The 18,646-nt window shown below is 70.6% G+C and carries 17 protein-coding genes and 1 pseudogene; 12 read left to right on the plus strand and 6 right to left on the minus strand.

Annotated elements, in window-relative coordinates; genetic code table 11:
• Positions 1 to 47 precede the first annotated feature (47 nt).
• From SRB17_RS29790 to SRB17_RS29805, 4 genes are all read left to right on the plus strand, one after another.
• A complete protein-coding gene (locus SRB17_RS29790) occupies positions 48 to 401 on the plus strand; it encodes a hypothetical protein (RefSeq protein ID WP_323376419.1) in 354 nt (117 codons plus the stop codon).
• A 45-nt stretch (positions 402 to 446) separates the two neighbouring features.
• Positions 447 to 671: a hypothetical protein gene (locus SRB17_RS29795; RefSeq protein ID WP_153543252.1), complete on the plus strand. Its 225-nt coding sequence runs from the start codon at positions 447 to 449 to the stop codon at positions 669 to 671.
• Positions 672 to 1,005: 334 nt separating this feature from the next.
• Entirely contained in the window at positions 1,006 to 1,470 is a 465-nt protein-coding gene (locus SRB17_RS29800) for a hypothetical protein (RefSeq protein WP_228396353.1), read from the plus strand.
• A 151-nt stretch (positions 1,471 to 1,621) separates the two neighbouring features.
• Positions 1,622 to 2,464, plus strand: coding sequence for a slipin family protein (locus tag SRB17_RS29805; RefSeq protein WP_153543254.1), 843 nt, complete (start codon positions 1,622 to 1,624; stop codon positions 2,462 to 2,464).
• On the opposite strand, the gene SRB17_RS29810 is transcribed toward SRB17_RS29805, so the two are convergent.
• Positions 2,394 to 3,599, minus strand: coding sequence for an MFS transporter (locus SRB17_RS29810; protein ID WP_153543255.1), 1,206 nt, complete (start codon positions 3,597 to 3,599; stop codon positions 2,394 to 2,396). The genes SRB17_RS29805 and SRB17_RS29810 overlap by 71 nt on opposite strands.
• 86 nt (positions 3,600 to 3,685) lie before the next feature.
• On the opposite strand from SRB17_RS29810, the gene SRB17_RS29815 reads away from it, so the two are divergent.
• The 3 genes from SRB17_RS29815 (at position 3,686) to SRB17_RS29825 (ending at position 6,210) form a co-directional block, all read left to right on the plus strand.
• Complete coding sequence (locus SRB17_RS29815; protein WP_323376420.1) at positions 3,686 to 4,693, plus strand: helix-turn-helix domain-containing protein; 1,008 nt, start codon at positions 3,686 to 3,688, stop codon at positions 4,691 to 4,693.
• A 62-nt stretch (positions 4,694 to 4,755) separates the two neighbouring features.
• Positions 4,756 to 5,244 (plus strand): glutathione peroxidase, encoded by a 489-nt coding sequence (locus SRB17_RS29820; protein ID WP_153543256.1) that lies wholly within the window; start codon positions 4,756 to 4,758, stop codon positions 5,242 to 5,244.
• A 66-nt stretch (positions 5,245 to 5,310) separates the two neighbouring features.
• Entirely contained in the window at positions 5,311 to 6,210 is a 900-nt protein-coding gene (locus tag SRB17_RS29825; protein WP_323376421.1) for a MerR family transcriptional regulator, read from the plus strand.
• Positions 6,211 to 6,334: 124 nt separating this feature from the next.
• Here the strand turns inward: SRB17_RS29825 and SRB17_RS29830 are convergent, their stop codons facing one another.
• From SRB17_RS29830 to SRB17_RS29840, 3 genes are all read right to left on the minus strand, one after another.
• On the minus strand, positions 6,335 to 6,526 hold the full coding sequence (locus SRB17_RS29830) for a DUF397 domain-containing protein (protein ID WP_153543257.1): 192 nt from the start codon (positions 6,524 to 6,526) through the stop codon (positions 6,335 to 6,337).
• Between the two features lie 189 nt (positions 6,527 to 6,715).
• Positions 6,716 to 7,573 carry a helix-turn-helix transcriptional regulator gene (locus SRB17_RS29835; RefSeq protein ID WP_323376422.1) on the minus strand — a complete coding sequence of 286 codons (858 nt, stop codon included), beginning with the start codon at positions 7,571 to 7,573 and terminating at the stop codon, positions 6,716 to 6,718.
• A 315-nt stretch (positions 7,574 to 7,888) separates the two neighbouring features.
• Positions 7,889 to 8,644, minus strand: a complete 756-nt coding sequence (locus SRB17_RS29840) for a GOLPH3/VPS74 family protein (protein WP_153543258.1) — start codon at positions 8,642 to 8,644, stop codon at positions 7,889 to 7,891.
• 196 nt (positions 8,645 to 8,840) lie between these two features.
• Here SRB17_RS29840 and SRB17_RS29845 point away from each other — a divergent pair, with 196 nt between their 5' ends.
• Together SRB17_RS29845 and SRB17_RS29850 are read left to right on the plus strand one after the other, a co-directional pair.
• A complete protein-coding gene (locus SRB17_RS29845; protein ID WP_323376423.1) occupies positions 8,841 to 11,630 on the plus strand; it encodes a D-alanyl-D-alanine carboxypeptidase in 2,790 nt (929 codons plus the stop codon).
• A gap of 242 nt (positions 11,631 to 11,872) precedes the next feature.
• Positions 11,873 to 13,756, plus strand: a complete 1,884-nt coding sequence (locus tag SRB17_RS29850; RefSeq protein ID WP_323376425.1) for an MFS transporter — start codon at positions 11,873 to 11,875, stop codon at positions 13,754 to 13,756.
• Here the strand turns inward: SRB17_RS29850 and SRB17_RS29855 are convergent.
• Positions 13,749 to 14,597, minus strand: coding sequence for a hypothetical protein (locus SRB17_RS29855; RefSeq protein WP_153543260.1), 849 nt, complete (start codon positions 14,595 to 14,597; stop codon positions 13,749 to 13,751). The two genes, SRB17_RS29850 and SRB17_RS29855, sit on opposite strands and share 8 nt — an antisense overlap.
• Before the next feature lie 74 nt (positions 14,598 to 14,671).
• Here SRB17_RS29855 and SRB17_RS46735 point away from each other — a divergent pair.
• The 3 genes and pseudogenes from SRB17_RS46735 to SRB17_RS29865 form a co-directional block, all read left to right on the plus strand.
• A pseudogene (locus SRB17_RS46735) lies at positions 14,672 to 14,779 on the plus strand (RNA-guided endonuclease TnpB family protein); the annotation flags it as partial.
• Between the two features lie 134 nt (positions 14,780 to 14,913).
• On the plus strand, positions 14,914 to 15,702 hold the full coding sequence (locus SRB17_RS29860) for an SDR family oxidoreductase (RefSeq protein WP_153543261.1): 789 nt from the start codon (positions 14,914 to 14,916) through the stop codon (positions 15,700 to 15,702).
• A gap of 108 nt (positions 15,703 to 15,810) precedes the next feature.
• Positions 15,811 to 17,376, plus strand: coding sequence for a sodium:solute symporter family protein (locus SRB17_RS29865; RefSeq protein WP_153543530.1), 1,566 nt, complete (start codon positions 15,811 to 15,813; stop codon positions 17,374 to 17,376).
• A 49-nt stretch (positions 17,377 to 17,425) separates the two neighbouring features.
• Here the strand turns inward: SRB17_RS29865 and SRB17_RS29870 are convergent, their stop codons facing one another.
• Positions 17,426 to 18,541 carry an ADP-ribosylglycohydrolase family protein gene (locus SRB17_RS29870; RefSeq protein ID WP_323376426.1) on the minus strand — a complete coding sequence of 372 codons (1,116 nt, stop codon included), beginning with the start codon at positions 18,539 to 18,541 and terminating at the stop codon, positions 17,426 to 17,428.
• Positions 18,542 to 18,646: the final 105 nt, after the last annotated feature.

Below are 18,646 nucleotides of genomic sequence, written 5' to 3' on the forward strand. Positions count from 1 at the left end.
CCGGCGCGAGTGCGCCGACACGGCACTACGTCAGATCGGATTTCCCTGTGAGTAACATCGACCCGGTTCACGGATACCAGGCATACAGCGAGCCCCCGGGCCCGGACCGCCCCGTGCGCCGTCGGGCCACCACGCGGCGTACGGCCCTCACCATCTGCACGATCGCCGACGTCGCAGCAGGTCTGCTGGGTCTGTGGATCCTGCTCTTCCTGCTCGACGCGAACCGCTCGAACGTGTTCGTCGAATTCGTGCGGGGGACGGCGAACTGGCTGTCCTGGTGGTCACAGGACATTTTCACGATGGACACAGAGGGTCTACGCGTCATCCTTAATTACGGGCTCCCTGCCGTCATCTATTTGCTGATCGGCCACGGGATCGCCGCCCGGCTCAACCGAGCCTGACAGCGAACCCGTCTCTTTGTCGATCACCATGAAACCGGGCCAGCCATGACACACCACTCGACGGAAAAAGATCACCTTCCGATCTATGAGGACCTGATACGCGAACGCGGTGACGTCGTCGCCGAAGCCCAACTCGCCGCGGAACACACGCAGCATCAGGCAGCGGAATTGCTGACCGGACGGGGTGCGGGTCAGCAGGCCCGCGGCCGGGACGGCGGCAGCGGAGCCGTTGCGGCCGGTCAGCCGGAGTGGCGCGGGTCGCCGCCGTAGGTGGCGGTGGAGGTCGTACCCCGTAAGGAAGTTCACCCCTATGGTCAGGCACGTCACACCTGGGACATGTCCGGAATGCCAGTCATGTCAGCTGTCGGTACGTTCATCGCAGGTCGGTCGGCCGGCCGACGTCCGTGAGACAGAGAGAAGTGACATGGCCCCGCGTACCTTTGCTGTGGTCGGCGCCGGAGTGGGCGCGACCCTCCTTGCAGCCGCCGGCATCACCTACGCCTCGACCGCCGGATCCACCCCGGCGTCCCCGTCCGCCCACCGAGCGGCCCAGCCCGTCCACCTGGCAGCCCAGCGCGGCCATCCGGCAGCCCACCCTGTCCACTTGGTGGCCCCGCTCGTCCGACCGGCCGCTCCTGCCGCGGCTTCCTCGGGCGACAGGAAAGCCGGCGGACAAGCGAGCGGGGAAGCGAGCGGAGAGAGGAGGGAGGGGCGCGACGGTGGCGGACGCGGCCGCGGGCGCGGTCATGAGGACGAGGGGAGGATCTTCTTCAACGAACGTACGTACTCCGCCGATGCCGAGGGCTGCATCACCGCGGCCAGCGGGCTGGGCGCCAGCAGCTTCAGTGTTTTCAACGACAGCCGGAAGACCATCGAGGTCTTCCGGGGCTTCAGTTGTGACAACGGCGCCCCGGTCGCCGTCGTGGGTCCCCACGGCGAGACCGAGGGCGTGGTGACCCGCACCTTCCACGAGGGCGCATTCGGTGGGTTCGGTGAAGGTGTGCTCAATTTCGGTGACGACGGTGCCGTGGGCAGCTTCCGGGTGGTCTGCGACCACGACGAGTGGTGACGGCGAGCGGTGACGGCGAGCGGTGACGGCGAGCGGTGACCCTGCCGCCCGTGGCGGAATCTTGACGTATTCATGACGCGAGTGGCCGCATCCGTCCGGCCACCGCCGGTGTCCTTCCCGGTGTCCGTGCCGTTGCGAGGAATGGAGTGCCATGGAAGGCACCGTGGTGGCGGTCGTCGTGGTGGTGGTGTTGGCGCTGCTCGTGCTGAAGAGCGGGATGCGGGTGGTCAACCAGGTGGAGCGCGGGGTCGTGTTCCGGTGGGGGAAGGCGCTGCCGGGCCACCGGCAGCCGGGCGTCACCTTCCTGATCCCCTTCGCCGACCGTATGCGCAAGGTGAACGTGCAGGTCGTGACCATGCCGGTGCCCACCCAGGAGGGCATCACCAAGGACAACGTGTCGGTGAAGGTCGACGCGGTCGTCTACTTCCGGGTGACCGACCCGGCGCGTGCGGCCATCGAGGTCCAGGACTACGTCTTCGCCGTCGGGCAGGTCGCCCAGTCCTCGCTGCGGTCCATCATCGGCAAGAGCGATCTGGACGACCTGCTGAGTGACCGGGAGCGGCTGCACGAAGGGCTCGCTCTGATGATCGACAGCCCGGCCGCGGGGTGGGGCATTCACATCGATCGCGTCGAGATCAAGGACGTGCAGCTGCCCGAGTCGCTGAAGCGGTCCATGTCCCGGCAGGCCGAGGCCGAGCGGGAGCGGCGGGCCCGGGTCATCACGGCCGACGGTGAGTTCCAGGCCGCCCAGCAGCTCGCCAACGCCTCGAGGATCATGTCGGACTCGCCGGAGGCCATGCAGCTGCGGCTCCTCCAGACGGTCGTCGAGGTCGCCGCCGAGAAGAACTCGACCCTCGTGATGCCCTTCCCCGTCGAGCTGCTGCGCTACTTCGACCGGGCCGTGCAGAAGATCGACGCCGACCTCAGCGTGCCTCGACAGCAGCAGGCTCAGGCTCCCGCCGCCCCGGCTCCGGAGACCGCCGAGCAGCCGTAGCCAACGCCAGGGTCACACACACCGAGCCCGCCGCCATCACCGTCATCCCCGCGGCGGGCGAGGTGAGTTGGGCCACCGCGCCGGCCAGCGAGGCGCTCACGCCCTGCAGGGTCAGCATGCCGGACGAGTGCAGCCCCAGGGCCTGCCCGGCGAGCTCCCCCGGGGTCAGCTCCATCAGCCGTTCCTGCTGGACGAGGCTCGCGCCGAAGCCGGCCGAGGCGATCGTCACGCACACCGTCGCCACCGGCAGCGGGGGGTGTGCCGCGAACAGCAGGTACGGCGTCGCCAGCAACAGCAGCAGGGGCGTGGCCAGGCGGCGCCGTACCGTCGGCGGCAGCAGCCGGCCCACCGTCACATCGCCGGCGAACATGCCGAGCGCCCCGCAGGCGAACAGGGTGCCGGCGGCGTGCGGCGCGTACGACACGTACAGCGACTCGCAGCCCACGACAAGCCCGTTGGGCAGCCACAGGCCCAGATAGGTGAGGCGGCGCGGCCGGGACGACCACAGCAGGGCGTTGGTGCGCCAGGTGGCCGAAGGGGAGGTACGACCCGCCGTCCTCGGCGGCCGGGCGGTCAGGCCGAGCCGCAGCGCCACGGAGGCCAGCAGGTACAGCGCCGCCGACAGCAGCAGGCACACGCGCGGGGAGAGCATGCCGAGCAGGGCGCCGCCGGTGGCGAACCCGGCGATCTGCATCAGCCCGCTCATCATGTTGAACAGTGAACGCCCGGGCAGATAGCCGTCCTTGGGGAGGATCTCGTTCAGCAGGCCCCAGCGGACCCCGCCGCCGAGGGAGGCCACCAGACCCAGCACCAGGACGACACCGAAGACCGCGCCGACCGGCAGACCGGGCGCCGCCTGCACCGCCGTACCGGCCGCGAAGGCCAGCGCGATCACGGACAGCGCCGTACGCGGGGGCAGCCGGTCGGCGCCGGACAGCAGGAAGGTCGCGCCCAGCACCTGGGCGAGCGACGGGCCGAACATGCTCACCGCCGACAGCAGCGGCGAGCCGGTGGCCCGGTACACGAGCGTGGCCAGGGCCAGCCCGCCGACCGTCTGCGCGGCGGTCTGCGCGGCCGAGCCGAGGAAGAGCGGGGTGAACTCCGGGGTGCGGAACAGGGATCGGTAGCTGGACATGCTCCGGAGTCTCGGCCGGTCGCGGATGCGCCCGTTATTGTTTCGCCGCAGCGCGAAAGGTCGTACGGCCATGGGGGGGTGCCGGAGTGGGCTGGTGGCAGCTCAACGCGGACACGCTGGTCCGCAGCCGGTTCGTCGTCTCGCCGTTCGCCGAGACCTTCGCCTGCCTGAAGCTGCTGCATGCGGGGGACGCCGCTCATCCCGGTGAGCACGCGTGGCTGCGCACCCATCTGCCCGCCTACCGGGCCCGGCTGGCGGCCGAGCCGGTGACGGCGCGCCTGGTGCGGGCGGGACTCGGCAGGGAGTGGATCGCCGACTTCCTGACCCCGGCACCCCGGGGCGGGGAGGCGTTCGCGGACGAGGTCGGACGGGTCCGCTCGACGGCGCCGGACGCGGCCCGCGCCCAGCTGCGCACCGCGCTCGCCGGCCCGCTCCCCGCCGCGCTGGACCGGGACGACCTGCCCGAGCGTGCGGCCGTCCTGCTGGAGTGGGTGTGGGAGACGACCGTACGGCCGTCCTGGGAGCGGCGCCGGCGGGTGCTGGAGGCGGACGTGGTCGCGCGGACCGCGCAGGTGAGCCGGGGCGGCTGGGTGAGCGTGCTCGACGAGCTTCGGCCCGGGCGCACCCGCTGGCTCGGCGAGAACCGGCTCCAGATCAACCTGCACGAGTACCCTCCCCGGGAGATCTCCGGGGCCGACCTGATCTTCGTGCCGGTGACCGTGCAGCGGGCGGGCTGGGTCGCCTGGGACGACGGGGTACGCTACGCGGCGGTCTACCCGTGCGCCGGCGCCCTCGCCGACGCCGGCGTCAGGCCTGTCCCGTCCGCCCTGGGCGCGCTCCTCGGCTCCGCCCGCGCGGACGTCCTGCTGCTCCTCGCCTCGCCCATGAGCACCAGCCAGCTGGCGGCGGTGACGCGGCAGGGGCTGGGCTCGGTGGGACGCCATCTGAAGGTGCTGCGGGAGGCGGGGCTGGTGGAGCGCAGGAGGGCGGGGCGGTCGGTGTTGTACGAGCGCACAGATGCCGGGAATGTCCTGGTGGAAGCGGCAGGACAGCGCGCTCCAAAGGGGCGCGGGGAACTGCGCGAAGAACCATAGCGGACCGGCAGCCGGCAGACGGCCCATGACGGCCCAGCCCGCGGAGCGCCTAGCATCCAGGCATGACCAATGTGCTGAACATCGACATCGACGCCCTCACCGGCGGCCCCGCCGACCTCGCCCAATACGCCGGCAAGGCGGTCCTCGTCGTCAACGTGGCCTCCAAGTGCGGCCTCACCCCCCAGTACACGGGCCTGGAGAAACTCCAGGAGCGTTACGCCGACCGCGGCTTCACCGTGCTCGGTGTGCCCTGCAACCAGTTCCTCGGCCAGGAGCCCGGCACCGCCGAGGAGATCGCGGAGTTCTGCTCGGCGACGTACGGCGTGACCTTCCCGCTCACCGAGAAGGTCGAGGTGAACGGCGAGGGCCGGCACCCGCTGTACCAGCGCCTCGTGGACTTCGCCGACGCCGAGGGGCACAGCGGCGACATCCGCTGGAACTTCGAGAAGTTCCTGATCGGCCGGGACGGCACGATCGTCGCCCGGTTCTCGCCGCAGACCGAGCCGGAGTCGGACGCGATCGTGACCGCCATCGAGGCCCAGCTCGGCTGAGCACCGCTTGACCTTGCCCCTGGGGCAGGGCCGAGCGTCCCTGTCACCGGGCGGCGGATCCGCCCGGTGACGGAGGATGCCACGGTGGACGACGACCAGCTCACCGACGGCCTGCTCACCATCGGCGCGTTCGCCGCGCGGGCCCGGCTGTCGGCCAAGGCACTGCGCCTGTACGACCGGCTCGGCCTGCTGGCGCCGGCTCATGTCGACGAGGCGACCGGCTACCGCTACTACCGCGCCGACCAGGCCGGACGCGCCCGTCTTGTGGCCCTGCTGCGGCAGCTGGACATGCCGCTGGCCCGGATCGCCGAGGTGCTCGACGCCGAGGGCCCCGAGGCCGCGGGCCGGCTCGCCGCCTACTGGGCGGACGTGGAGAGCCGGATCGCCGGGCAGCGGACGCTCGCCGAGTACCTCCGTGGACGGCTGTCCGGGAGGAACACCGATATGTACGAGAAGTTCGTGATCGAGACCGTGGACGTGCCGGCGCAGGTGGTGATCACCGAGTCGCGGCACACGCTGGCGGACGAGCTGCCGACGTGGATCGGCGCCTCGCTGGGCCGGCTGGAGGCGGCGGCGCGGGAGTGCGGAGGCGTGACGGGCGCCCCGTTCGTGGTCTACCACTCCGAGGTGTCGATGGAGAGTGACGGCCCGGCGGAGTCCTGTGTGCCGGTGGCAGACGAGGCGGCGGCCCGGGCGTGGGCCGCCGGGCGGGGGCGGGCCTGGGAGACGTCGGTCCGGGTGGAGCCGGCGGCCCGGCTGGCCTGCACGCGGATCACCAAGGCGCAGGTGGCGCATCCGCAGATCCTGGCCGCCTTCGAGGCGGTGGAGCAGTGGATGGCGGGCGAGGGGCTGGAGATGGCCGGTCCCTGCCGCGAGATCTACTTCGCGGACTGGGAGGCGGCGGGACCGGAGGACCCGGTGTGTGACGTGGCGTTCCCGGTGGTGCGGTCCACGGGGGCGGCGTGACCGTGCCGCCTGACAGAAGGTGCCCTCTCGGCAAGGACGGCGACTGGTCGAGAGGGCTCTTCTGGTGGTGCTTGTGAAGTTGTTTTCCTCGGGGTCTTCACTGACGAAGGTCAGAGAGGACCCCCTAGGCCTTGACCGAGGTCACGAAGGCGTTCCACGCGTCGGTGGGGAAGGCGAGGATCGGGCCCTCGGGGACCTTGGAGTCGCGGACGGCGAGTTCGGCGTCGGTGGGCGACTTGACCTCGACGCAGGCGCCGTTGCCCGCGGAATAGGAAGACTTCATCCACGTCTCCGAAGCGCCCTGAATCAGTGCCATGTCCACTCCTGTTGCGAGTTGCGGTAGTGCGGTTCACGCCAACCTTGTCGTCTGATTGGCGTGATCGACGCTACCGGGCAACTGCCCCCGCCGGAGTGGTCGTTCACTCGACCGGATGGCATATTCCAGGGGGGACTTCCATTGGAGTGGACCGGCGGTGTACGATCCCGCGCCCTGCGTGACAGCCGCTCACTCGGCGTACAGTTTGGCCACCTTCGCAATGAATTGCCGGGATTGCTCCACATTGAGGGACTGCGCCCGTAGATGCTCGTACATCACGGCGTACTTCTGCACGTCCTGGGCCTTCTCCAGGTACAGGTCGCTGGTGACGCCCTCCAGGTAGACCACGCTGGAGTCGGCCGCGTCGGCGAACTCCAGGATGGCGTACTGGCCGTTGAGCCCCGGGTGCGCGCCCACCTCGAACGGCAGCACCTGCACGGTGACGTGCGGCAGCTGGGACATCTCGATCAGATGGTCCAGCTGTTCCCGCATGACCAGCTTGCTGCCCACGACGCGCTTCAGCGCCGCCTCGTCGAGCACCACCCACAGCCGGAGCGGGTTGTTCTCGGCGGTGATACGTTCCTGTCGGCGCATGCGCACCTGCACACGCTTCTCGATCTCGGCCGTCGACGTCTCCGGCAGCGCGCCCTGCACCAGGGCCTCCGCGTAGGCGCGGGTCTGCAACAGACCTGTCACCAGCTGCGGTTCGTACACCCGCAGCGACTCGGCGTCGGTCTCCAGCCCGATGTACACGCTGTACGGGATGTCCCCGAACGTGTGCCACCAGCCCTGCTGCCGGGAGTCCCGGGCCATCTCCATCAGCGAGTCGACGATCCGCTGGTCCTCGACCTCGTACACCCCGCACAGGTCGCGCACGTCGCGCTGGCTGATGCTTCTCCGGCCGTTCTCCAGCCGACTGATCTTCGACTGCGACACGAGCAGACGCTCGGCCACTTCCTCGGCCGTCATGCCTTTGAGCTCCCGGAGCCTGCGCAGCTCCTGGCCCAGCCGGCGCCGCCTGACGGTGGGATTGACATTGGACGCCACGGGACGTGCACCTCCGGCTGCCTGCCTGTTGCTTAACACTTTCCGTATCTGCTGCTGAGCAGACTGCCACCAAGGTGCTTTCTACCGCTGGTAAATGGTGGATATGCGGCGCGTACGCGTCAGTTCGCCACGGCTCGCCACCCGATGGTGTATCTGGACGCAGTCGAGCGGGACGGCGAGATCCAGGGAAGGATCTCACCGCCCCGCTCCGACCAGCGGCTCCCGAACCGGGTCTGTGCGAACCGGCGTTCTGCCCGAACCGCATCACGGCGCGGAACCGCGATCACGATCACGGCTCGGAACCGGGGTTACGGCTCAGTGGGCCACGGCTCGTGCCATGGATCCGCGGTGCGGCTGCATCGGAACCCCGCGTGCGGGTTCCGCCGCGGACCTGGTTCCGGCCGGGCCCTGCCGCCCGGGGGCGGCCGCGCCGCGGCGTGGCTGTGCGGCAGCCCCGCTCTGCACGTCCATCACGGCGTGCGCGACAAGACCGCCCATGGGGTCGTGCCGGATCAGATCCCGCAGCCGGGAGCGGGACGATCGGCCCTCGTTCCCCGGGTACAGGTGCTTGCCGAGTCCGACGGCGTGCGCCAGGGCGGCGAGCGCCGCGGTCCGCGGGTCCGGCGGTACGCCGGTGCGGATCGCGGAGTCCAGCCGGGCTCGGATCTCCCGGCTGATCTCGTTGTCCGTCGCCTGATAGCGCGTCGTCGGCAACACGCCGCACATCTGGCCGGCCACGGCATGCACCATGCCGCACCGCTCCAGATGCGAGAGGTACGTCTGACGGAGCCCCAGCCGGGGTCCGCCGATCCAATGGACGGCACGCACGGGAGCGCCACGCCTTCGCAGCAACTCCAACGCGCAGTCCAGAGTCGGATCTCCTGTCGGCCGTGGCACCACCACGGCGATACGATCCCCGTCTGGGGCTATCCGTCCGGCCAGCGCCAGCTCCACTAGCTGTGCTCCGGCCAGACCGAGGTCGAGCGACTGCGGCTGTGCAGTGGTACCCGTGGCCGGGTCCAATGCCAGCAGCAGAAGCTCCTCCGGAAGTGTTCTGCGGCTCCTGCCCATCCATGCCTCCCCGCGTGGATGAATGACAGGGTGACCCCTCTCACATTGGTCTGTCGAGGGTGCGTGACCGGTTCGTGAGGGAACCGGTAGGTATGTCGTTCTCGTCTACTGCAGGGGCCAAGCCCTCACACAGGACACTGGTACATGGTTCGGACAGGGCGCGCGCGTGGGCGTGCGGCGCATGGAGGAGGCATCGGTGGCGGGCGAGTCCCCCGACAGGTCGAAGCAGCGCGAGTCGTCGGCAGAACCGACGTCGGGGAGCGCGGGTCCGGTTCCCGAGGCACGCGATCCGCGCCTCGCCGTCTCGCGGGAACAGGATTCCGCGCCCGCCGGCGCGGACACCGCGACGAAGATCCTGTCGGTCCGTGACGTGAAGGCCCGCGCCACGGAGGCCTCGCCGGAGGACACCGCCCTCCGCGAGGCGGTCTCCGCGTGGGTCCGCGCCGCCGCGCCCACAAGTCCTCAGCCGACGACGACGGACGAGCCGGAGACCGAGGAGGGCGAGCCCGAGGCCGAGACCGAGGCGCAGGCGACGGAGACCGGGGCCGAGGTGACGGACGCCGGCGCGAAGGCGAACGCCGGCACGGAGGTGGACGCTGACGCGGTCACAGGTACGGAGGCGGACCCGGAGAAGGAAGCGGGCACCGACGCCGACGCGAAGGCCGACGCCGACGAGAAGGCCGCCGAGGGCGACAAGGCCGACGGGAAGGCAGACGCGGAGGCGAAGGCCGAGGCGAGTGCCGACGCCGACACGAACCCGGAGACCACCACGGACGACGACACCCGGGCCGACGCGGGCGCCGAGAGCGAGACGGGCGCCGACGCCGACCAGAAGGCCGCCGAGACCGACGAGAAGGCAGACCCAGAGGCGAAGGCCGAGACCGACCCGGAGACCACCACGGACGACGACACCCGGGCCGACGCGGGCGCCGAGACGCAGACGGGCGCCGACGCCGACCAGAAGGCCGCCGAGGCCGACGAGAAGGCAGGCCCAAAGGCGAAGGCCGAGACCGACCCGGAGACCGACGCTGACCGTGACGCCGACACGGACGGCAGCGCCGGGGCCGACGCGAAGACCGACACCGACCCTGACACCGACGCAGACACCGGCACCCCGGCCGACGCGAAGACCGACACCGACCCTGACACCGGCACCCCGGCCGACGCGAAGACCGACATCGACACGGACAGCACCGCCCCGGCCGACGCGGAGGGCGGCTCGGGTGGTGGCGCCGGGGCCGGTGCGGACGGCGAGGCGGATGCGAAGGCAAAGGCCGGTGGAACCGGGGACGGGGCTGAGGACGCCGACGGTGAGGACGGGCCACAGGGGCCGCCCGCAGCCGACGACGAGACCCGCACGCGTGGTACGGGCGGGGGCGACACGGACGCCGAAGGCGAAGCCGAGGCGGACGCGGGTGACGACGAGACCCCCGCGGACGACACCCCCGCCGACCAGCCCACCACCGTCTTCAAGGCTCTGAAGCCCAAGCCCGCCCCGCAGGTCGATCAGCCGACGACCATGCTCAAGCTGGGCGGCAAGCCCAAGGCCCCGGAGTCCGACTCCGAGCGCACCAGCAAATTCGTCGCGCTCAAGAACGACTTGGCCCCGGCCGCCGAGCCGGGGGCCAAGCCTGCCGTCAAGCCGGACGCCACCACCCCCGTCCCCCAGGTCGGCCCCGAGCGCACCACCCAGCAGCCCCTCCCCCCGAAGCCCCCGCTGGATCTCCTGGCGGAGCTGACGAACACGCCCCCGCCCCCGGAGACCGCGGTCCGCACGATCGTGCGCCGCGTCAAGATCTGGACCCCCCTGGTCCTGCTCCTTGCGATCGTCTTCGCGGTCGTACAGACCTTCCGCCCGCTCCCCGAGCCCACCCTCGACCTCACCGCGAAGGACACCTACACCTTCGACGGCGGCAAGGTCGGCATCCCCTGGCCGGCCACCGGTCAGGCCGCGCTCGACGTCCAGGGCATCGGCACGTTCGGCTCCTCCGGCAACCAGAAGCCGGTTCCGATCGCGAGCGTCGCCAAGGTGATGACCGCCTACCTCATCCTGCGCGACCACCCGCTCAAGAGCGGCCAGGACGGCCCGAAGATCACGATAGACAAGGCCGCCGAGGACCAGTCGGACGCGGGCCAGGAGTCCACCGTCCACGTCACGGCCGGTGACCGGATCTCCGAGCGCGAGGCCCTGGAGGCCATCCTCCTGCCCTCCGCCAACAACGTGGCCCGGCTGCTCGCCCGCTGGGACTCCCATTCGGAGCAGGCGTTCACGGAGAAGATGAACGCCGCCGCCAAGAGCCTCGGCATGACCAACACCAAGTACACCGACCCCTCGGGCCTGACCGCCTCCACGGTCAGCACGGCGGTGGACCAGGTGAAGCTGGCCCGCGCGGCGATGGAGCAGCCCGTCTTCCGCGAGGTCGCGGCGATGATGTCGTACGACGACTACAAGGGCGTCAACCACTCCAACTACAACCGCCTGGTCGGCCACAACAACGTCGTCGGCATCAAGACCGGCACCACGCCCGCCGCCCTCGGCAACCTCGTCTTCGCGGCGAAGCAGCAGGTCGGCGGCGAGACGCGCACCGTCATCGGTGCCGTGCTGCGCCAGCCCGCCGGCGGCTTCGACAACACCATCATCAGCGGGGTCCTGGACGCGGGCGACAAGCTGATCCGGGCCGCGCAGGGCGCCCTGAAGTCGGTGACCGTCCTGAAGAAGGGCGACGTCGTCGGGTACGTCGACGACGGCCTCGGCGGCCGTACCCCGGTCGTGGCGACGAAGGACGTCACGGCGGCCGGCTGGTCGGGGCTGAAGGTGAAGCTGTCCTTCACCGCCGGCAAGCTGCCGCACACCGCGAAGGCCGGCACCCAGGTCGGCTCGCTCACCGTGGGTGACGGTTCGGCCGGCGCCGTCAAGGTGCCGGTGGCCTTGGAGAAGGATCTGGTCGAGCCCGGCTTCGGCGCCAAGCTGACCCGTCTGGGCTGAGTCCGCACCCCGGCCGTGACCAGCACGCACCCTGCCGAGGCGGACCCCCGGCAGGGTGCGTGAGCCGAAGGGGCCGAAGCGCCCCGGAGGCGAGCCGCGCCACAAAAAGGCGCGCGTGCTAGCGTCACGAATCGGGGCAGGTCGCCGGTCACGGGACATGGCCGCGAACTGGACGGGAAGCAGTCGGGAACACCGTGGAACACGGCGGAGAACAGAAGACGGGACACGGGGAGTGCCTTCAGGTGGCCACAGCCGAGCCGACACGCGCCGACGACGCCGATCCGAGCCCGGGATCCGGCCCGCGAATACGCCTGTCCGAGGCTGATCCGGACGGTCGCGGGGATCGCACCGGCCATCCGGACGGCCGTACCGAGAGTGATCACCCGGACACGCCCCCCGGCAGGCTCACGCGCCTGCTCGCCGCCGCCGAACCCCTGCGGCAGCGGCTGCTGGCACACCCCGTGCTGTCCATAACGGCCCTCGCGGGGGTCCTGCACATCGTCTGGTTCTTCACGTTCGCGAACAGTGGCGGCGATCTCGCGGCGCAGGACGCCTGGGCGGAGTTCGTCGGCCGGCACCCGGACTCGGCGTACAACCTCGCCTGGTACGGCGGCATGCACCCGGTGTCGTACAGCGTGGTGTCGCCGTATCTGATGGCCGTCCTCGGCGTCCGCACGTCGATGATGATCGCCGGGACCGTGTCGGCGGGCCTGCTGACGCTGGTCCTGATCCGCAGCCGGGCGGTGAGGAACCCGCTGTGGGCCTCGCTCGCCGGGGTCGTCGCGCTGCTGTGCAACGCGGTCTCGGGCCGGGTGACCTTCGGGCTCGGCACGATGTTCGCTCTCGGCGCCGTCGCGGCCGTCTTCTGCTGGCCCTACCGGTGGCGGCACAAACGCTGGGCAAAGGCGGCGGTGGCCGCCCCGCTGGCCGGGCTCTCGACCATGGCCTCGCCCGTCTCGGGCCTGTTCGTCGGGCTGGTCGCGGTCGCGCTGTTCCTGCAGAAGCGGCGGCCGGGCGCCTGGGCGCTGGGGCTCGCCCCGGCGGTGGTGGTCGCCGCGTCCTACTTCCTCTTCCCGTTCTCGGGCACCCAGCCGATGACGATCGGCTCCGTGATCCTGCCCCTGTTGTACGGGCTGCTGTGCCTGTTCCTCGCCCCCAGGGAGTGGGTGACGGTCCGGCTGACGGCCGCCGTGTACAGCGTCGGCGTGGTCCTGGTGTGGCTGATCAGCTCGCAGATCGGGTCGAACATCTCCCGGCTGCCGATGCTGTTCGCGGGGGCGACGCTGGTGGCCGCGCTGCCGTTCACGGTGCCGAAGTCACGCAAGTGGTACACGACCGTACTGGCGCTCCTCGGCTTCGCCGGCTGGATCGGCTTCAAGTCGGTGGACGACATCATCCACACGACCCCGGCCGCGTCCTGGGCCCGCGAGCTCGCCCCGCTGGTGCACCAGCTGCAGAAGGCCGGTGCCGAGAAGGGCCGCGTCGAGGTGGTCCCGGCGCGCTCACACCGGGAGGCCTCCGCGCTCGCGCCGTACGTCAACCTCGCGCGCGGCTGGAACCGGCAGGCCGACATGGAGCGCAACCCGCTCTTCTACGACGACACCCTCAACTCCGCGAACTACCACGAGTGGCTGCAGCGCTGGGCCGTCCACTTCGTCGTCCTGCCCAAGGACAACCCGGACGGCGACGGCGGCGAGCGCGAGCGGGAACTGCTGCAGCGCGGGATGCCGTATCTGCGGCAGGTCTGGGGCGACGCCAACTGGCAGCTGTTCCGGGTGACCGATCCGGCGCCGCTCGCCGAGCCCGACGCGGTGGTGGACCGGGCCGAGCAGGGCGAGATGACGCTTCAGGTGCGCAAGGCCGGGCGGATCCTGATCAGGATCCCCTACTCGCCGTGGCTGAGCATCGTCGACGAGCACGGCAAGAGTCTGAAGCCGCCGCAGGTGGTCTCCCCCTCCGGCACGCCGAAGAAGTACCGGAACGTTAACGGGTGTCTGACGGAGACGCCTCAGGACGTGAACGGGGACAAGTGGACGGTACTGCTCGCTCCGCGTGCGGGGACGTACCGGCTGGCGGCGCCCTACCAGCTGCCCCGGGGCACTCCCTGTCCCGACGAGCTCAAGTAGAGCTGCGCAGCTCGGTCACGTACCGGTCCGTCCCCGGCACCGTGGGGATGAACGGCGCCACCAGCTCCGCCCGCCCCAGCCCCGCCCCCGAGACATCCGCGTCCAGCCCCGTGAAGTGCTCCTCCCAGCACTCCCGTGGGTCCTGCTCCAGGAACCACAGCAGGGTCAGGCGGGTGTCCACTGCCTCGACCTGCTTGACGTAGGTCATGCGGTCGCCGGGCAGCGGGGTGGGCCGGAAGACGGTGACCATCGCGGCCGGGGACCCGGCCAGGCGCGTGGGCAGGTGGCGGGTGCGGAGCCACTCGCCCAGCTCCGCCCGCTGCCCCGCCGACTCGCTGTCGATCACCTCCAGCACCAGCCCGGCGTAGGGGTGGTCGAGGGCGTGGACGTCGCGCGGGCCGGCCGCGCCGTCGCGGTAGACCGTCGCCTCGTGGTCCTGGAAGGCCGTGAAGACGTGGGTGCGGTCGTGGTAGACGCGGGCGTCGCGGTTGAGGCGCCGGTTGATGGCCACGGTCCACTTCATGTGGTCGTCGTAGCGGCCGTCGGTGATCCAGTAGGTGGAGAGGTAGCAGCCGGCCGTGACGGGCTGGGCGACGGCCGACTTCTCGGGGTACCGCAGGAGTTGCAGTTCCCGGGTCGCGACCCAGCGGCGGCCCGCGTACATCCAGGGCATGGCCATCGCGCCGGCGTAGTAGTGGTCGTCCTCGTACCAGCGGTTGTAGGCGTACTCGTGACCGGGGTGCGGCTCGACCATGGTGATCAGGGCGTGGCCGGGCCGGACGCCGTACGGTCCTACGGCGGCCAGTTCGCCGTACGCCTCACTGCGGGTGTCGTCGTTCATCGGCTCTCCTCCGTGGACAACCCGGCCTACCGCCGGGAAGGAAACGGCTCTGAGGCTCACAAGCTGCCCAGGTCGAAGACCCCAACGTCAAGCCGCTGCCTCCTACGGATGCGGCCGTCGGCGTGGACGCCGGACTCGACCATCTGCTGACCCTGTCCGCTGGGGAGAAGATCACCAGTCCAAGCTGTGCTCGAGCTGCGGAAGGCTGCAGGCCCCCTCCTTCGGGAGGCGGGCGAAGTCAAACGGTTCCCCTTTCCTGCGGTAGCCCATACTCTGACGCCCCGTCAGATAAAGCGCCATACCGCGGGAGGCATCGATGTCCCTGCTCGCAGGCAGGACAGTGGTCGTATCGGGAGTGGGCGCCGGGCTCGGTCACCAGGTCGCGGCGGCCGTCGTACGGGACGGCGGGAACGCGGTGCTCGGGGCGCGCACCGAGGCGAATCTCGCCAAGAGCGCGGCCGGGATCGATCCGGACGGCACGCGTACGGCGTACCGGGCCACCGACATCACCGACGAGGGGCAGTGCGCGGCGCTGGCGGAGCTGGCGCGGGAGCGGTTCGGCGGCATCGACGCCGTTGTCCATGTGGCCGCATGGGACTCCCACTTCGGCGGACTGGAGGACGCGGACTTCGCGACCTGGCAGTCGGTCATCGACGTGAACCTGCTGGGCACGCTGCGGATGACGCGGGCGTGCCTGCCGGCGCTGAAGGCGGGCGGCGGCGGTTCCGTGGTGTTCATCGGGACACAGTCGGCGGTGGCCGCGCCCTCGCAGGTGAAGCAGGCGGCCTACGCCGCATCCAAGGGGGCCCTGACCAGCGCGATGTACTCGCTGGCCCGGGAGCTCGGGCCGTACCGGATCCGGGTCAACACCGTGCTGCCGGGCTGGATGTGGGGACCGCCGGTGCAGGCGTACGTACAGTTCACCGCGCAGACGGAAGGGGTGCCGGAGGAGGAGGTCCTGGCGCGGCTGACGGAGCGGATGGCGCTGCCGGAGCTCGCGACGGACGGGGACGTGGCGGATGCGGCGGTGTTCCTGTCGTCCGACCGGGCGCGGGCCGTCACGGGGCAGTCGCTGCTGGTCAACGCGGGGGAGCTGATGCAGTGAGAGCCTGTTCATGTAGGTGAACGTCAGTCATCAAGTCGAACATTTTTACCGTGACTTGACCTTCCGCTTGCTTGTCGTGTTCACGTGACCGCACCCACGATCGAGCACATGAACAGTCTCGACTGGGCCGTACTCATCGGCTACTTCGGTGTGATGGTCGCGATCGGCGTCTGGTCGCACAAGCGCGTGGACAACGTCTCCGACTTCTTCACGGCCGGCGGCAAGATGCCCTGGTGGCTGTCCGGCATCTCGCACCACATGTCGGGCTACAGCGCGGTCATGTTCACCGGGTACGCGGGCATCGCCTACACCTACGGCGTCACCTCCTTCGTCACCTGGTCCTTCCCCATCGCGCTCGGCATCGCCATCGGGTCGAAGCTGTTCGCGCCCCGTATCAACCGACTGCGTTCCCGGCTCCATGTGGCCTCCCCGCTGGAGTACCTGAAGAACCGTTACAACCTGTCCACCCAGCAGGCGCTGGCCTGGTCCGGCATGCTGCTGAAGATCGTGGACGTGGGCGCCAAGTGGGCGGCGATCGCCACCCTGTTGTCGGTGTTCACCGGGGTCACCCTGAACCAGGGCATTCTCATCACCGGCGCGATCACGGCCGTGTACTGCACGATCGGCGGCCTGTGGGCGGACGCGCTGACCGAACTCGGCCAGTTCGTCATCCAGTTGCTCGCCGGTGTCTCGATGTTCGTGGCGGTCGTACTGAAGCTGAGCGACAAGCACATCGGCTTCTTCGACGCCTGGAACCAGCCCGCGCTGCACGGCCACGGCAAGCCGCTGATCGGCCCCTACAGCACGGTGTTCCTCCTCGCGTTCCTGTTCATCAAGCTCTTCGAGTACAACGGCGGCATGCTCAACCAGGCCCAGCGGTACATGGCGACGGGCAGCGCGCACGCCGCCGAGCGGTCGGCCCGTCTGTCGTCCGTGCTGTGGCTGATCTGGCCGGTGGTCCTGTTCTTCCCGATGTGGATGTCCCCCCTCCTCGTCCACGCGCAGAAGCCGGACGGCTCCGACTCCTACGGCCTGATGACCGAACAGCTGCTGCCGCACGGCCTGCTGGGCCTGGTCGTCGTCGGCTTCTTCTCCCACACGATGGCCATGTGCTCCTCCGACGCGAACGCGATCGCGGCGGTGTTCACCCGTGACGTGGCGCCGGTGCTGTCCGCTCGCGCGCGGGCGTGGGGGCAGCGGTCGGGGCTGATCGCCGCCCGCGTCACGACGGTCGTCTTCCTGGCCCTGTCCATGGCGGTGGCGACACAGGTCAACTCCCCCACGTTCAAGGACATCATCACGGTGGTCATCAAGTGGGTGGCCGGCCTCATGGGCCCGATCGCGATCCCGATGATGCTGGGCCTGCTCCGCCCGTTCCGCCGCTCCGGCCCCACGGCGGCGCTGACCAGCTGGGCGGCGGGTCTGCTGGCGTTCTGGCTGGTGAACTACCCCATCAGCTGGAACGTCTCCGGCGGGGTGCCGCTCCAGTACCAGGTCTCGGTGCCGCTGGTGGTGTCCCTCGTCCTCTACATCGTCATCGGCTATGTGAAGCCGGAGGACACGCCCGAGCGCCTGGCGGTCATCGAGAAGGTGAATGCGGACGGAGACGGGAACGCTGCGCTGGCCACGCCGGTGCCTGCGGGGGCCGGGGACGACGTGGTGGGAGCGCCGTAGGGGTACTTCGCCGTCGCCGGGTGCGGGTCTGTCGTGGCAGCCGCTCGGTTCAGGCCCGCGGATACCGGGCCAGCCACCCCGGCGACGACCCCGCCGGGCCATGCAGTGCAGGTCCCTGGGTCATCTCCATCGCAAAGTCGTCGGCGAGTTCGAGAATCGTCGGCCGCCCTTCCAAATCGGCCAGCCAGCCCGGCGGAAGGGCGGTCTCGCCGTGGAGGGCGCCCAGCAACCCACCTGTCAGCGCCCCCGCCGCGGCCGACGGGCCGCTCTGGTTCACCGCGAGGCACAGGCCGTGCCGCATGTCCTCGCCCACCAGCGCGCAGTACACCGCCGCCGCCAGCAATCCGTCCGCCGTGCCGTCGCCGGCCAGTTCCTCCACCCGCGTCGGGCTCGGGATGCCCTGCCGGACCGCCCCGAGGGCATGCTGCAGGGCGTCCGAGACCGGCTGGTGGCCGGGCCGGGCGGCGAGCAGGGCGAGGGTCCGCTGCACGGCACCGTCCAGGCTCTCGCCCCGGGCCAGCGCATGCACGATCACGGCGTACGCGCCCGCCGACAGATAGGCGAGGGAATGCCCGTGACTCTGCGCGGCGCACTCCACCGCCAGCTGCGCGACGAGCTGCGGCTCCCATCCGACCAGCAGCCCGAACGGCGCCGACCGGGCCACGGCCTCGGGCCCCAGCTCGCCGGGGTTCTTCGGTGACTCCAGCGTGCCCATGGTGTCGTCGCCGAACCCGACGAGCAGGGCGCGGGTCGGGTCGCGGCGGGCGTACAGCCACTCCTCCCGTGCCAGCCAGCCGTCGTCCTTGCGGCGCTCGTCGGGCCCCCAGTCCCGCTGGGTGGCCGCCCAGCGCCGATAGGCCCGGTGCAGATCGGTCGGCGGATGCCAGGCGCCGGTGTCGCGGCGGACCTGGGCCCTTATCAGTCCGTCCACGCTGAACAGGGTGAGCTGGGTGTGATGGGTGACCGTGCCGCGCCGCCCGTGCCCGAAGGCCAGGTCGAGCAGGCCCTCGGGGCCGTAGGCGGCCCGGATCTCCTCCAGGGACAGCGGGTCGGCGGGCCCGCCGAGCGCGTCACCCACGGCGACCCCGAGCAGGGTGCCGCGCACCCGGCTGCGGAAGTCCTGCTGCTCGGCTCGGCCCCAGACGGCGCCGGATGTCGCACTCACCCAGACCTCCCCACGGCACCGTCCATCCGTACGACCTTCAGCACTGTAATCGACGGGGAACGGTCCGTTCACGGGGGCAAATCGCCCCCCTGGGGTCATTCCCGC

It is taken from the genome of Streptomyces sp. RB17, from assembly GCF_009604455.1.
GTDB lineage: Bacteria > Actinomycetota > Actinomycetes > Streptomycetales > Streptomycetaceae > Streptomyces.